The following is a 15,594-nucleotide window of genomic DNA, read 5'->3' on the forward strand; positions in this document are numbered from 1 at the left end:
ATCACGCAGGGGATGTTTTTGGCGACGGGTCATAGCAGGGCACCCAAGGGTTCCCTACTATCTTGACAGCCGCCTATAAAAAATGGCGATATTCGAGTCAAATGACCCACTAGTAGGCTGCGGCCTAAGTTCACAACCTATGTTTTGTGTGGGGTGCTTCGCACCCCACACAAAACATAGGTGATGGATTTCCGCCTCAGCGTACTAGTACTCGGCGGATTAAGGTTGCACTGAGTTGAGATACTTATCACTAAGATTGCGTGTTGTAAATCACTTTTCGAGCAGATAGGCTGATCATGGCGATAATGGGTCTGGAATCTTTTTGCATCGGTTGCTCCCGTCAGTAGCCCTAGAAAGTGATGAACAGCCTTTTCAACCGGCGATGGTTTTTGCAAATGTCGGGCTCAGCTCTGGCAGCATCAGCGCTATCAGGATGCCGCCGCGGCTTTGCAGATATTCAAGCCAGTCCCACCACATCTCCCGCCTCTAGTTCCGGTACCCTGCACGTCTATACCTGGTCGGGCTACACCGATGACCAGCTTTTGCAAAATTTTGAACAAGCAACGGGAATCCGCGTTATTGCCGACATCTTCGATTCCAATGAAACCATGCTGGCCAAAATGCAGGCCGGAGGCGGCAACACTTATAGTGTGATCTACCCTTCGGACTATATGGTGCAGCAGATGGTCGAGTTGAATATGCTGAGCGAGCTGGATAGAAGCAAGCTCGAGCATATAAATACCCTGCAAACCAAATTTCAGAATCCTGTTTATGACTCCAAAAATCAGCACAGTATCCCAGCGATTTGGGGTACAACGGGGCTGGTGTACAACACCAAGCAGGTGCAGCCAAGCATTACAGATTGGGATGATCTTTGGGAACGCAAGAATGATTGGAAGCGCCGTTTAACTCTATTCAACGACGTGCGAGAGGTGATGGGAGCTACCTTACGCTCTATGGGAAAATCCTACAATACGACGGATCCTCTGCTAATTGAGGCAGCCTATAACCAGTTGGTGCAACTGAAACCTGCGATCGTTAATTTCACCACAGATGGATGGCGTGATCAGGTGATGACGGGAGATGTGCTGGTAGCAATGGCTTACTCGTCAGATGCGATCGCCCTAATGGAAGAAAACCCCGATATTGCCTACACCATTCCTGCTAGTGGGTCATCTCTATGGGTAGATACGATGGCCATTCCTCGCACGGCTCCCAATCCTGAAGCCGCATACGCCTGGATTAACTATGTTCTCAACCCCCAAAACCTGACTGGAATTGTTGAGCGGCTCAAGTTTGCGACTAGCAGTAAAGCTGCGACAGAGCTGTTGCCCGCAGAACTCCGCAATAACAAAAATCTCTATCCACCCCAGAATCTTCTGGAGAAGTGCGAAGGCATTGCCCCAGTTGATGATAAAACTGCCGAGTTGTATGACCGGTATTGGACCCGCCTAACCAGCGTTTAAGCCATTTGGCTCTCATCCGCAGGTTGAGATGAGAGCCAAATGATCTGTCACTTCCCCTGGAATTACAGAATTTCCCAATTGAGGTATCAATGCCAAGAAGCTATGCCGCTCGCGCAGCGGACGGCATAGCTTCTTGGCATTTTTTAGTACGCTCACTTACCCTACTACCTTGGAAAAGCTTTTTAGCTCACGAAACCCAAGATCTGGTGTAACACGATGAGCAGCACTAAACTCCACTATCAAGAACCGACAAGTTAAAGCCCTTGATTTTGTATACCCTTTGCACACAAAATCAAAGGCTTTAGACGAATTATTTGAACCGATAGAACTTGTAAAGAAGCGCACGATGTACGGACCTCTTTACAGAACAGACTTGCTAGCTAGAACCTACATGGCTCCTGATTGTTTATTAAACAGGACGAGAATAGTTTTCAGGATCAGCTGGATGTCATAGGATAGGCTCCAGTTTTCCTGGTATTTCAGATCCAGACGAACGATATCTTCAAAGTCTTTGATAGAAGAACGACCATTGACCTGCCATTCCCCCGTCATTCCCGGCTTTACATCAAGCCGCTGCCATTGCGGAATCTCGTAGCGCTCCACCTCATCCGGTGTGGGCGGGCGAGTACCAACCAGGCTCATATCGCCCTGTAAAACATTCCAGAATTGAGGAAGTTCGTCCAGGCTAGTTTTCCGTAGAAAGCGCCCTACCTTGGTGATACGAGGGTCATTTTTGCTCTTGAAGATAGCGCCACTGGCCTCATTTTCGACCATGTGCTTTTTGGCTTCAGCATCAACCACCATGGAGCGGAACTTCCACATCTTAAAGCGGCGGCCCATCCGAGAGCAGCGAACTTGCCCAAAGAAAATAGGGCCAGGGCTATCCAGCTTAATCGCCACTACGATTGGAACAAAGAAAACCCCAACGATCGCCAGCCCCACTAAAGACCCAACAATGTCAATCGCGCGCTTGGGCACAGACCGTACTGACGGATGGGTGATAAAAAGTTCTGGGCTACGGCTGCTAGCTACTTTACGCTTACGTTTCTCTACCCCGTTCGTCACTTCCACAAGCACTGGAAGCGATACAGTTGGGCTGGTACTGGTTTCAGAATAAAGTTCAACTATAGGTTGTGTTGATTGTGGGTCTAAGATTTCAGGGCTTGTAGCAGCAGTTTCGTTGGGTTCTTCAACACCCTGTTCAATCACAAACAATTTATCCAGGTCTGCCAAAGACAGCACCATAAGAACTTGTTCTGAGAGATTTTGAAGAACCAGTTCGATACGTTGCTTTTGAGCCAATTTTTTAGCCGCTACCAGTGCTCCAATCCCGCTACTATCCATAAATTTGGTATTGCGAAAGTCAAGCACTGCCCGCGATAGCTCAGGATGTTTCTGACAAATTTCCTGAAACCCTTGCTTAAAGTTCACAGCTTGAGCAACCGTGAAAATAGCTGGGATAACAAAGCGGCAGGACGTTGCCTCAAGGGTTGGTTGGATAACAGTGCTATCAGATTCAACCACAGTTATTACACTCATGCAGAAAGTATTGAGCAGGTACTCAGCGTTGCTTACAGCGGGCTATAACTCCTTCAATTAGGATCGTAATTAGCCCGACGTTGGATGTCATCGGCTCACACCCAATCTTGACGCTTCCTTGATGCAATCTTGAGCGGAATTCAAGGGCTCCTTACATATCCCTCATCTACTCTTTATATTGCTTAGCCGTACCTCTAGCATTCCCGTTACAGTTCTTAGAAGCTACATTTTTGATAGCCATCTATACTATCTTTACAGAAAAAATTGTGGATTCCTAATTTATTCATCCTCTTCGCTACATCTATAGATTTGAGCCGTAGCCTTTCTGATAGCCGAAGTTTGGCTGAAGCGCTTACTCTTCATCCTGGGTTTATCACACTGAATTTGGGCTTATATCAAATCCGGTCAAAGAACCCAGCAATTCTTTGTATAGAATCAGGCCCGAAAACCGCTTGCCGATGGCAAGCGGTTTTCGGGCCTGAGAGCCAAGATTGCGCGCCCGATGGGCGCGCAATCTTGGCTTTGAAGCTCATAATGAGAACTGCTGTAAAGAACTACTGCAGCCTGCGGTTCTTTAACCGGGGCTCCTATGACACCATGCTCGTCATTTTTCTTAAGCCCTTGATTTTGCGTGCGCGTTGCACACGCAAAATCAAGGGCTTAAGAAAAATGACGAAGGAATTGCTATAAAGAATTCTTGTTGGATCAGGTCAGTGAACTCACCTTAGCCAACAAAGATGTGCTGGGCGAAAAGCGGAATAGTGTACAGTGCTACTCCGCTTCCCAACCTAATTTTCCTACCCCAACGCTCCAGGAAATCAGGATCTAGACAAGCCCCTAGGGAGACAGGTAGGTGTAGCGACTGAGGGAATGTTCATAGTTCTGAAGCAGCCGCTGAGCGTCTTGTAAGGAAATTTTTCCTTCTTGAAGTGCCTGCTCCGTCTGACGACGAATATTCTCGATCAGATCCTCTACATCATATTGGACATAGCCCAACACCTCTTTGATGGTGTCGCCCTTCACTACATACTCAATCTGATAGCCCTTGGGTGTCAGCTTGATGTGAACCGCATTGGTATCCCCAAATAGGTTGTGCAGATTCCCCATAATCTCCTGGTAAGCTCCACTCAGGAACATGCCCAGGTAGTAGGGTTCATAGGAAGGACTGGATGGCTCTTGCCCATTGCCATTAGGGATAGGACGTAAAGGATGCAATTCCAGCACCGATTTCACATCCCGCAGATCGATAAACTGATCGATCTTGCCGTCACTGTCACAGGTAAGATCTGCCAGAGTACCGCGTTCCGTCGGCTCCTCATCAAGCCGGTGGATCGGCATGATGGGGAAAAGTTGATCGATCGCCCATGTATCCGGTGCTGACTGGAACACCGATAGGTTGATGTAATAGATGGAGGCCATGATCTTTTCCAGATCCTCCAGATCATCGGGCACGTAGGCTTGCTGGCGGGCGATTTCAAGAATTCGCGCGCAGCAGGCCCAGTAAAGCCGCTCAGCCTTAGCTCGATCGGTGAGACTGAGGTAGCCAAAGCCAAACATGCTGATGGCTTCTTCTTTGAACTGGGTCGCGTCGTGAAACGCCTCCTGGTAGTTCTCAGCGGAGATCGAGCGGTAGGTTTCGTAGAGGTTATGGATGATCAGATGGTCAGTCTCGGCTGGCAGCGTGGGAATCTCAGCCCTCACATCGCTGGTGCTTAGGACATCGAACACCAGCACCGACTGGTGAGCCGCAACAGCACGGCCACTTTCGCTAACCAGCGTTGGCACAGATATATTGCGTTCTTCACAGGCTTCCTTCACTTCAGCCACGATGTCGTTGGCGTAGTTCTGGATGCTGTAATTTTTGGAGGCATAGAAATTGGTTTTGGAGCCGTCGTAGTCGACCCCCAAACCACCGCCCACATCCAGATACTTCATGTTGGCGCCAAGGCGAACCAACTCTACATAGACTTGGCTGGCTTCTCGGATGGCATCTTTGACAACGGCGATCGCCGATACCTGAGACCCAATGTGGTAGTGCAGCAATTGCAGACAGTCGAGCATCCCAGCGGCTTTCAGCTTATCAATTGCCTCCAGGATCTCGGGGATGGTCAAGCCAAATTTAGCGCGATCGCCCGCCGAGCTGCCCCAGCGACCAATGCCCTTGGCATTTAGTTTGGCACGAACCCCAACCACTGGCTGGATCCCTAGTTTGCGGCTCTCCTCAATGACGAGATCCACCTCCTCTACCTGTTCCAGCACAATGATCGAATTCTGCCCCAGGCGGCGGGCCAGGATGGCGGTCTGAATATACTCGCGGTCTTTGTAGCCGTTACAAATGAGCAACGCACCGGGCGTTTTCAGGGTAGCCAGAGCAATCATCAGCTCAGGTTTTGAGCCGGCCTCCAGACCATATTGATGAGGTTCCCCAAATTTCACTAGATCCTCGATCAAGTGGCGTTGTTGGTTGCACTTAACAGGAAACACGCCACGATAGGTGCCGGGGTAGTTGTAGCGAGCGATCGCCTTCGCAAAAACCGAGTTGAGACGCTCCAGGCGATCTTCCAGAATATCGGAGAAACGGATCAGTAACGGTAGCCCAAGGTTCCGTTGTTTAAGGGCATTGACCAATTCATACAAATCTAACGAGCCACCGCGATCGCCCTGGGGAGACACTGTTACATGCCCTGCCGCATTAATCGAAAAGTAAGGGTCTCCCCATCCTTTAATACGGTACAGTTCTTCGCTGTCTTCAATCGTCCACGAACGCCGAGCCGAAAAGCGATGAGCCTGAAGGTGAGATGCCATCTTGGCTGACCCTCCAGGCTCTTCTACCTCCACGCCCAAAGCATTGCGCTGTCCTACCATCTAAGATCTCCTTTGCGGTTAACTACCAAGAATCAAATGTAACGTATTTTAATCGTGCCCCCGGCCCATCCTGTGGCAGGAATTCCGAATGTTTTTGGCATAGCTTGTCTTAGGACGTGAAACTGTAGGTTTGACGCCCTAAGGAAAAATCAACTGCCCATTACTTTACAAACGCCCCCATATTCCTCAGCATAGAGAAGGCTTTCGACGCGTTAGGAGTGAACAGTCGTGGAACGTTCTTTTATTGCGATTAAACCCGATGGGGTTCAGCGTGGTCTGGTAGGCGAAATCATTCGCCGATTCGAGCAAAAAGGCTTTACCCTGGTGGGTTTGAAGCTGTTGAATGTGAGTAAAGAACTGGCAGAAAGCCACTATGGGGTTCACAAGGAAAAGCCATTTTTCGCAGGCCTGGTGGAATTCATCACCTCTGGCCCTGTAGTGGCAATGGTGTGGGAAGGAGACGGTGTTATTGCCTCTGCCCGCAAACTCATTGGGGCAACCAATCCGCTCAATGCCGAGCCGGGTACTATCCGTGGTGACTTCGGTGCTAACATCGGGCGCAACATCATCCACGGATCGGATGCTCCAGAAACTGCTGCTCAGGAAATCGCACTGTGGTTTAAGCCTGAAGAATTGGCCGCCTGGACACCAACCCTGATGCCCTGGATTCACGAATAGAGAGCTAGTTAGCTCTTTGAAGGGGATGTTTGAAACGTAGATTTTTCTCGCCCGTGTGTAGAAAAACGACCTTAATCGGGGCTTTTCAAACATCCCCTGGAGCGGCTTTAAGGAAAGCCAGATTCTGGATAGAGGTCATCTTCTGGCTTCAGCCAACAGAACTACGAGTAATTCACTATAAGGTTTTGACAGGCCACCCATTTCGATTGGGGATACAGGGCAGGCGATGCCTGTCCTGTATCCCCAATCGAAATGGGTGTGGCCAAGTACTCACATTTCACCAGCAGAATCAGACCAACCTTTAGACTGGAGTTGTTTGTACACGCAGCCTTTTCGACACTTATCAGAGGTTGTCTAAATAGCTCATTCAGTAAGGCTTGATTCCCGATAGATTAGTCTTTCTAAGACTCCTGAAGTATCTCTTTCTTAAGCAAGGAATCCTGTCATTTTTTCCACGCAAGGGGGTTAAGGCCTCTACCGTGTAAGGACTTTTGGTGTGCACCATAAAGTGAATTGATATAAACCCAGGTCCTCGGCCTTAAGGAACTTTTTCTTGTCTAAAAACAGCCTTACGATAGCGATGGATTAAACAGCTACAACCATTTAATTTGCCGTTCCACTCCCCGATCGCCCTGGCAGGAACATATCGCCTCTTAGTCGTTTCCTCCTAACGTCCAGAGCACTTTTCAGAAACGACAATAGCCTTAGCAGACTTTCTTCAAGCGTACTGCGCTATTAACTCACCCTTCTTTCAAAGGACGATTTTCTGTGTCTTCATCGGCTCCCCCCGGTTCATCTTCCGGCATGTCCTCCCCGGCAAAACAGACCGATCCCCGTCAGCTCGCGTTGCTGGGGCTTCAGTCTGTACAACGGGGAGCCTATGCCGATGCCGTCGTCCATCAGCTGCTGGAAAGCTCACGCCTCAACGGCCTCGATCGCGCTCTATTGACCGAGTTACTCTATGGCTGCGTGCGGCGGCAACGAACGCTAGATGCCCTGGTACATCAATTTGTTCGTAAATCTCCGCCGCCTTTATTGACCTGGATTCTCCACCTGGGCCTATATCAACTCCGCTACCTGACCCAAATCCCTGCCGCTGCCGCTGTCCACAGCACGGTTGATTTGACCAAACGTAATGGATTTGTAGGACTCGGAGGATTAGTGAATGGTGTGCTGCGGAATTACTTGAGACAAGCTGAAAGTGGTCAGGATCCCCTCCAACTGCCCTCAGACCCAGTAGCCCGGTTGGGCGTTCTGCATAGTTTTCCTGATTGGATAGTGTCGGTATGGATTCAGCAATTTGGGGAAGCGGAAACAGCCGACCTCTGCACCTGGATGAATCAGGCTCCCCAAATTGACCTGCGGATCAATCCCCTTATCACGACGCTGGAACAAGTGCAAACAGCCTTTCAAGGTGTGGGAGCCGTGGCAGAGCCCGTGCCGCCTCTACCGCAGACTCTGCGGTTGCAAAGCCATGTGGGCAACCTCACCGCCCTACCCGGCTTCGCGGAGGGCTGGTGGCTGGTTCAGGACAGTAGCGCTCAACTGGTAAGCCACCTCCTGGAGCCACAACCGGGTGAAACCATCATCGATGCCTGTGCCGCACCGGGGGGAAAGACAACCCATTTGGCAGAATTGATGGGCGATCGCGGTCTCGTATGGGCGTGCGATCGCAACCCTAAACGCCTCCAAAAAATCCAGGAAAATGCAGCACGGCTCCATCTTCAGAGCATTCAAACCCAGGCGGTAGATGTGCGTGAACTGCAACCCGAACAACCTGTAGACCGCGTTCTGCTAGATGTCCCTTGTTCAGGCCTGGGTACTCTGCATCGCCATGCCGATGCCCGCTGGCGGCAAACCCCCACAACCGTTGCTGAATTGGCACAACTTCAGCAGGAAATCCTGGAACGGGCCGTAACCTGGGTTAAGCCTGGTGGCTATCTGGTGTACTCCACCTGTACTCTTCATCCAGACGAGAACGAGGGGATCATCCGGCCCTTCCTTGAGCAGCACCCCCACTGGCAGATTGATCCCCCTGGCACCCGTTCCCCAACTGCTAGCTTTGTAAACGCGGAAGGCTGGCTCAAGGTTTTACCCCACCAGCACCAGATGGATGGTTTTTTCATGGTGCGCCTGCGCCATTGTGGAATCCAGTAGTATTCAACCCCAGTTTGGGATAAGCTGAAGTGCTCATTTTGGCGTGCGCAAAGCGCACGCCAAAATGAGCGTTTTCGAGTGCCGCGCGTTGCGCGGCACTCGAAAACGCCCTTAACCCGAACTCAGGTTATTCAAGTTGATTCAGTACAGAAGGTGGTGGGTGGCGCTGAATACACTTACTACCTTCTGTGCTGAATCGACCGGCTATCAAAGAGAGAAACGCCCTTTGAAAGGGCGTTTCTCTCTTTGATAGCCAAATTTGCAAAACAAAGTCAGGATGATTGGTCACCGGAAGATGGGGTATCGGCATCTACTTTAGGCACGACATCTGGACGTTGCTTGTCCTCCCAACCTGGAGGACGCTTAGAGTTATACCAGGCAATAGAGCCAATGGTAACCGCAGCAATGAAGCCAACCACATAGACAGCCGTGAATATCCAGGGATACCCCCCTGTTACCGCCAGCGTTAACATGTGTGTCATGTTCAAATCCCTCATGTTGTTCACAAAAATTATCATATACGGCTACAGACATTTAAGTTAGGGAAGGTATTTCGTACCTTCCCTAACTTAGGAGATTTCCAGATAAGAACTTCCCCATTATTTGGAAAAAAGGCGCGGCTTCGCCGCGCCTTTTTTCCAAATAATGGGGATATTGTTTCTCAGAAATCTCCTTAAATATCTGTAGCCGTGCAGAACTTACGCAACCTTACAAAATGCGCGGCACGCGAAAACGTCCTCAACCCAAACTTATTGCTATCGCCCGGTTGGTTAGAGTCAAGGCTATAGGCTATGAAAATACCCATTTCCACGTGCGCTTAGCGTCCGTAGAAATGGGCACTTCAGGGTAGAACCCTCTGTACAATGCACGTTCGAGTGTGTACGACTTACTCTGCTGGGGGAGAATCAGGTTCCGCAGGCGCCTGAGGCTCAGGCTGAGGTGGCGGTGCTGGAGCTTCAGCCGCAGGTGGTGGTGGAGCCGGATCCTGACGGCGAGGTGGTGGTGCTGGGGGCTCTGGAGGAGGAGCTTCAGGCCGGGACCTCGGTTCAGTCCGTGGAGCTTCCTGGAGGCGCTCGAAACGTGAGGGAGATGAAGGCGAAGCACTAGGTCTGGAAGTGCGAGACTCCCGGGAGCGCCGTGGTTCAGATGGGGCTTCTTCAGACTGTCGTCGGCTACGGGTGCGAGTACGCCGTGGTTCGTCGTCACTGCGTGATGAGCGCTCATTACGCTCGTTAGTGTCTGCCGCTTTCCCCTGAACCAATCGTCGAGGCCGAATGCGCTCTGCCTTCACCGTCGCTTCGCGCCCCCTCAGACGAGGTAGTTCTGGGAATTGCTCTACTTCCATCCCTTCGACCACGTCACCCATAAAGTTGCGCCACACTCGGGCAGCGGTGGAACTCGCCCCCCGAGTCGGGGTGTTATTGTCGTTACCCAGCCAGACCCCCGTTACCATTTGAGGGATATAGCCAATAAACCAGAGGTCACGACGTAGCTCAGAGGTCCCTGTCTTGCCGGCGACGGGGCGATCGCGCAACCCTGCATTGGCCCCGGTACCATTCATCACCACTCCCCGTAGCATCCAGGTCATGATGTCAGCGGACGCCTGATCGACGGCCTGCTCCGCTGTGTATTTCGCTTCGTAAATCACCTCACCTTTACGGTTGATGACCCGCCTAATACCGTGGGGCTCTACATGCTTACCTCGGTTTGCCAAGGTGCCGTAAGCTCCGGTCAACTCCAACAAATTCACTTCTACACTGCCCAGGGCCAGGGAGTAAGCAGGAATCATCTTGGACTGAATGCCCATTTTCTGGGCCATTTGAATGACCGGATCAAAACCCACATCCAGCAACACCTTAACGGCGATAATGTTGACCGAGCGGATCAACGCCTCCCGCATGGTTTGGGTACCACTGAAATTTTCGCCGTAGTTCTTGGGTTCGTACCCATCGACCATCAGCTTGGCGTCAACGTAAGTTTTGTAGGGGGAAAACCCAGCAGCGATCGCCGTGGTGTACACAAAGGTTTTAAAGGTCGAACCAGGCTGCCGTTGGGCCTGCACCACCCGGTTAAACTGACTTTCACTAAAGTCATTGCCCCCCACCATGGCTTTGATCTCGCCGCTGCGAGGGTCAATCGCCACCATTGACGCCTGGCTAAAACGCTGACCTCGCCCGTAGCGGGCGATCGCCTCATTCACGGTCTCCTGAGCATGCTCCTGCCACTTCGGGTTAAGAGTGGTCTCAATCGTCAGACCGCCGACCTCAATTTCCTCTGGGTCTACCAGTTTGGACAATTGTTGTTGAACATACTGCGTGAAATAGGGGAAACGGCTATCAAGATTGCGTGGTGTTTGGGGCTCCAGCGCAAGGGGGCTATTCTGTGCCTCTTCCCGTTCCTGAGCCGTAATAAACCCAGCCTCTTCCATACGTGCCAGCACGATATTACGCCGTTGCAGGGCCGCATCTTTGTTCACCAGCGGTGAATATTCACTGGGAGCTGGGGCAAGCCCCACAATCATGGCAATTTCAGGTAGAGTCAACTCGTTCGGCGACTTACTGAAATACACCCAGGCTGCGTCCGATACTCCATAGGCTCCACCCCCCAGGTACACCAGGTTGATGTAGCGCTCTAAAATCTGATCCTTGGTCAGCGATTGCTCCATCTTGTGGGCCAGCAACGCTTCCCGAATTTTGCGCTCCAGGGTTTGGTCCTGGTCGAGGAAGACAATTCGCGTGAGCTGCTGCGTGATGGTACTGGCCCCTTCGACGACCTCACCAGCGGATAAGTTTGCCAAAATGGCTCGAACAATGGCCTTATAGTCGACCCCGCCATGCTCGTAGAAGTCGCGGTCTTCAGACGCCAGAAACGCTTCTGCCACCTCAGGGGGCATCGCATCGACCTTCAGAGTTGAGCGGGTGGCGGGTCCCAACTGCTGCAATATAGAGCCATCGGAACCTTTAATGGTGAGGGTGCCGTCTCGCACAAAGGAGAGAGCCTCTTTGGGTTCAGGAAGGGAAGCCTGAATTTCACGGATGGCGTAGAAAGACGCACCAGCTAAACCACCCGTCCCCAGCAGCAAACTCATCAATACCCAGGCTGACCAACGGCTATAGAGGGGAGGAGAAGAGGCCGAGGGAGTCGAGGGAGGGGGAGGTGTTCCGTTCCCCGAAGTACGAGGAAAGGCTTCAGGTGGAAGGGATTCGGGTTCTGCAATAGAGTCCCTTAAAGGCGACGAGTCCGTTGACGGATTCGAGGCTTGGGTCGGAAATAGGGAAGCTCCCAGGGAGGACGGGGGGTTAGAAACGATATCGGAGGACGATTTAGTTGGATAGGGCGGAATCCCATTGCTGGGTTCGGCATCTTTCCCCCGAACAAACGACTGAAGCTTATCGAAGAAACCTGTCACTGCAACTCCTCACCTGTATTACCCGGATGAATCAACCATCGAGCTCTGGTTATGCCCAGAAGCTATCCGAGAGCCCGGAACTGACCCTTGCCAAAACTAGCCCGCACCCAGGGCGATCGCACGCATCAACCACAAACTGCAAAGCGCTATACGGCGGTTATCTCAGCCTGCATTGATTCAACGAACACCATCATAAAGACAGTTGCTGCACCAAATTCAGATAAGAGTCTACCCTAATTTGGCATACTGAATCAGGGATGAGAAGAAATACAGTCTTTTGTGATCCCGCCTGAGTCAATCTAGATTAAAACCCAGATTGCTAAAGGTCGATGGGTCATGCAATAGCCGTTTAATTCCCATTAGTTTTCCATCAGCAAAGCGCCTTACTAGCGGGATAGGCAACGTGTTCTGCAAAGGCAAAAATTCCTTTGTAAAAACTTGGTATTCAGGCCATTGCTTCCTCCTTAGGGGGGATGAAAAGGTATTGATTTTATCCACACGTCTGTTTGCTGAACCGCACTATCAATTACGATGATTTCTTATCAGCAACGGGGTTCTTAACCGGTCAGGCTACAGTAACCGATTCGGCATTTTGTAGCGACATTCCCTGACTGTCAATTCAAGCACGGTCAATTCACGCACTGTCACAAGCATTTTATGGAGCCTCAAATTCTTTTGCGGGAAGCAGAGCAAGCTTTACTTCCCCACTTTGCTCAGATCGATCGCCAGACTCAGCGCAATCTGCGTCGGGTGCTCGAAGCATTTCGGAATCATCAGGTTGGCGTACACCATTTCTCTACGGTGAGCGGCTATGGCCATGGAGACCTGGGGCGGCAAATACTTGACCAGGTATTTGCCGAGGTCATGGGAGCAGAAGCCGCAGCGGTACGAGTGCAATTTGTCTCAGGCACCCATGCCATTACCTGCGCCCTATTTGGAGTTTTACGACCCGGTGATGAGCTGTTAGCTGTCGCTGGAGCCCCCTATGACACGATGGAGGAGGTCATTGGGCTACGAGGCCAAGGCCAGGGCTCTCTCCAGGATTTTGGCATTACCTATCGGCAGTTAGAGTTATTGCCCAATGGCAGCATCGATTGGGCAGCGCTGGCCACTGCCATTCGTCCGGAGACTCGGATGGTGCTGATTCAGCGCTCCTGTGGCTACTCGTGGCGGGCGAGCCTGGCGATCGCCGACATCGAGCGCATCATTAGCCTGGTCAAGCAACAAAACCCTAACACTGTTTGCTTTGTAGACAACTGCTATGGGGAATTTGTAGCAGATTGCGAACCAACGGCGGTTGGGGCAGACCTGATGGCAGGATCTCTAATCAAAAATCCTGGGGGCACCATTGTAACGGCGGGGGGCTATGTAGCGGGTCGGACTGATTTGGTAGAGCAGGCTTGTTGCCGCCTCACCTCACCCGGCATTGGCTCGGAAGGTGGAGCTACCTTTGACCAGAATCGTTTGTTGTTCCAGGGGCTCTTTCTGGCACCTCAAATGGTGGGAGAAGCGCTGAAGGGCAATCACCTGGTGGCCTGGGTGTTTGACAAGTTGGGGTACCCCGTTAATCCGCTCCCCGAAACGCCTCGACGGGACGTGATCCAGGCCATCAAGCTGGGCAGCCCTGAAAAAATCATTGCTTTCTGCAAAGCCATTCAATCCTGGTCGCCCATTGGCTCTTATCTCAGCCCAGTGCCTGCCGAGCAACCCGGTTACGAGAGTGAATTGGTGATGGCAGGAGGAACCTTCATCGACGGCAGCACCTCGGAGTTTTCAGCCGATGGTCCCTTGCGAGAACCCTACGTTGTGTTCTGTCAGGGCGGCACCCACTGGACTCATGTAGCGATCGCCATGGAATCCGCTTTAGAGGCGATCGCAACTCTCTAGTTGCAGGAGCAGCACAGCCTGTTGTACGACAAGACGCCCTCTTCGAGGGCGTCTTGTCGTACAACAGGCTAAGAACCCTTATCGGCGGGAATCCACGACAGAACTTTCCGTCGACCACCAGGCTTCCTCTATTTCATCGCGAAGCATTGAGACGGATGTCAGAGAAGTATCCTGAGGCTGCCTTAAGGACAGTGCATTGAGATACTGGCGGGCAATAACACGGGGGGTGAAATGACGTTTCAGATATTGCCGTCCCGCTCGGCCCATCTCAGCAGACCGTTCCGGATGGGCCAGCAGGTCACGAATAAAGTCTGCCAGGCCAGCACTATCGCCATGGCGGAAGGTACGACCGCAGCGGGCAGACTCCACCAAGTCGTTCAGATAAGAGTTGGCGTCGCAAATAACAACAATGGGTCGTGCCGAGGCCAAAGCGCTGTAAACCTTACTGGGAGCGACGAGCCCCTCCATACCTGCCTTAATGCTAACCAATGCCAGATCGCAAGCCGTCAAAGAATAGGGCAAGGTCTCACGATCCTGATAGGGCAAGAAAATACAGTTAGTCAACTCTTTCTTGCGAACCTCTTCAACACACAGGGGTTGTTGAGCCCCACCCCCAATGAATACAAATTGCACGGGGGTTTGTTGCAGTGCTTCTACAGCTTCCAAGATTGTGGAAACATCGTGGCAACGACCCAAATTTCCAGAGTATAAAACTGTGAATTTCTGGTGCAGGTCATGCTTTTGAGCAAACCAATTGTCAGTTTTTTGAATTGGCACAATCCAACTCGGTTCTGCCCAGTTATGAATCACGGAAATGCGATCGCCAATCTCAGGGCAATGTTTGAGAATTCGCTCCTTCATCGTAGGGCTTAGTACAATGACACGATGGGCTTTTCTCCAAATCTTTTGATTAAGCCAATTCCATAATCGCGCTAAAACATGATGTTGCGGAATGACGTGTAATTCGACAGCGATATCTGGATACAAATCATAAATCAAACAGACATAAGGAATCCCCGTTAATCGGTTGATAATGTATCCCAAAAAATTCAAGTATGGGGGGGCCGTTGTAAACAACAAAATATTGTATTTACAGGCATGCATTAAGAGATAAAGAGCTGCTCTGAAACAAAATAGAATGCTATTAATGGCCTTACCACGAATACGACTGGGCCACAGACGGGCAACGCGCGATCGCCTGACCGTTACCCCTTCCTGCCGTTCCTGGGCCGGTGCAGAATCTTTTTGAAAGGCATAACCGGGCTGACCTGTAAAAACGGTAACGTCTAACCCCAGTAACCCTAGATGGTATGAGAGTTCTTCAATGAGTTGTCCTGTTGCGGCAAAGTCAGGGGGGAAAAACTGGGTAACAATCAGTAGCTTTTGAGCGTCTTGAGTGTCAGAGTCAGTTTGAAAGTAGGGGTTTGGCATAACAATCACGAACGTTCCAACAGGTAAGGAATGACACAGTGTTGGAAGATGCAACCCACTCAATCAAATCACTAGAATTCAAGAATTCTGACATTGAATTCCTTAATTTCTATCCACTGAGAGGATGTTTGAGAAGTTCTGGCAAGGCTTAATTCTTCACAA

Annotated in this window: 10 protein-coding genes; 5 read left to right on the forward strand and 5 right to left on the reverse strand. The window is 51.1% G+C overall.

The window, feature by feature from the left end; translation table 11 throughout:
* Positions 1-359: 359 nt before the first annotated feature.
* Entirely contained in the window at positions 360-1,466 is a 1,107-nt protein-coding gene (locus NDI52_RS10700) for a spermidine/putrescine ABC transporter substrate-binding protein (RefSeq protein ID WP_190774022.1), read from the forward strand.
* A 387-nt stretch (positions 1,467-1,853) separates the two neighbouring features.
* Here NDI52_RS10700 and NDI52_RS10705 read toward each other — a convergent pair whose 3' ends face one another.
* On the reverse strand, positions 1,854-2,990 hold the full coding sequence (locus tag NDI52_RS10705; protein ID WP_347280018.1) for a sugar transferase: 1,137 nt from the start codon (positions 2,988-2,990) through the stop codon (positions 1,854-1,856).
* An 852-nt stretch (positions 2,991-3,842) separates the two neighbouring features.
* Positions 3,843-5,810 (reverse strand): biosynthetic arginine decarboxylase, encoded by a 1,968-nt coding sequence (gene speA, locus NDI52_RS10710; protein ID WP_242035700.1) that lies wholly within the window; start codon positions 5,808-5,810, stop codon positions 3,843-3,845.
* Positions 5,811-6,098: 288 nt separating this feature from the next.
* On the opposite strand from speA, the gene ndk reads away from it, so the two are divergent.
* Positions 6,099-6,548 (forward strand): nucleoside-diphosphate kinase, encoded by a 450-nt coding sequence (gene ndk, locus NDI52_RS10715; protein WP_190774019.1) that lies wholly within the window; start codon positions 6,099-6,101, stop codon positions 6,546-6,548.
* A gap of 804 nt (positions 6,549-7,352) precedes the next feature.
* Positions 7,353-8,705 (forward strand): 16S rRNA (cytosine(967)-C(5))-methyltransferase, encoded by a 1,353-nt coding sequence (locus NDI52_RS10720; protein ID WP_190774024.1) that lies wholly within the window; start codon positions 7,353-7,355, stop codon positions 8,703-8,705.
* A 272-nt stretch (positions 8,706-8,977) separates the two neighbouring features.
* Here NDI52_RS10720 and NDI52_RS10725 read toward each other — a convergent pair whose 3' ends face one another.
* Both NDI52_RS10725 and NDI52_RS10730 read right to left on the reverse strand, forming a co-directional pair.
* Positions 8,978-9,187: a hypothetical protein gene (locus NDI52_RS10725; protein WP_190789294.1), complete on the reverse strand. Its 210-nt coding sequence runs from the start codon at positions 9,185-9,187 to the stop codon at positions 8,978-8,980.
* Between the two features lie 404 nt (positions 9,188-9,591).
* Positions 9,592-12,114: a penicillin-binding protein 1A gene (locus NDI52_RS10730; RefSeq protein WP_199307708.1), complete on the reverse strand. Its 2,523-nt coding sequence runs from the start codon at positions 12,112-12,114 to the stop codon at positions 9,592-9,594.
* A gap of 26 nt (positions 12,115-12,140) precedes the next feature.
* On the opposite strand from NDI52_RS10730, the gene NDI52_RS10735 reads away from it, so the two are divergent.
* Both NDI52_RS10735 and NDI52_RS10740 read left to right on the forward strand, forming a co-directional pair.
* Complete coding sequence (locus NDI52_RS10735) at positions 12,141-12,290, forward strand: hypothetical protein (protein ID WP_190771447.1); 150 nt, start codon at positions 12,141-12,143, stop codon at positions 12,288-12,290.
* Positions 12,291-12,771: 481 nt separating this feature from the next.
* Positions 12,772-14,001, forward strand: a complete 1,230-nt coding sequence (locus tag NDI52_RS10740) for a methionine gamma-lyase family protein (protein ID WP_190771446.1) — start codon at positions 12,772-12,774, stop codon at positions 13,999-14,001.
* Between the two features lie 78 nt (positions 14,002-14,079).
* On the opposite strand, the gene NDI52_RS10745 is transcribed toward NDI52_RS10740, so the two are convergent.
* A complete protein-coding gene (locus tag NDI52_RS10745; protein WP_190771445.1) occupies positions 14,080-15,432 on the reverse strand; it encodes a glycosyltransferase family 4 protein in 1,353 nt (450 codons plus the stop codon).
* Between the last annotated feature and the right edge of the window lie 162 nt (positions 15,433-15,594).

Origin of the sequence: Leptolyngbya sp. PL-A3, from assembly GCF_039962325.1 — a bacterium.
In the GTDB taxonomy this organism is placed as follows: Bacteria; Cyanobacteriota; Cyanobacteriia; order Elainellales; family Elainellaceae; genus Vacuolonema.

Coding starts and splice junctions, on each gene's coding strand:
- NDI52_RS10740 (WP_190771446.1), top strand. CDS start 12,772: ATGGAGCCTCAAATTCTTTTGCGGGAAGCAGAGCAAGCTTTACTTCCC.
- NDI52_RS10725 (WP_190789294.1), bottom strand. CDS start 9,187: ATGACACACATGTTAACGCTGGCGGTAACAGGGGGGTATCCCTGGATA.
- NDI52_RS10745 (WP_190771445.1), bottom strand. CDS start 15,432: ATGCCAAACCCCTACTTTCAAACTGACTCTGACACTCAAGACGCTCAA.
- NDI52_RS10720 (WP_190774024.1), top strand. CDS start 7,353: ATGTCCTCCCCGGCAAAACAGACCGATCCCCGTCAGCTCGCGTTGCTG.
- NDI52_RS10735 (WP_190771447.1), top strand. CDS start 12,141: ATGAATCAACCATCGAGCTCTGGTTATGCCCAGAAGCTATCCGAGAGC.
- NDI52_RS10700 (WP_190774022.1), top strand. CDS start 360: ATGAACAGCCTTTTCAACCGGCGATGGTTTTTGCAAATGTCGGGCTCA.
- speA (WP_242035700.1), bottom strand. CDS start 5,810: ATGGCATCTCACCTTCAGGCTCATCGCTTTTCGGCTCGGCGTTCGTGG.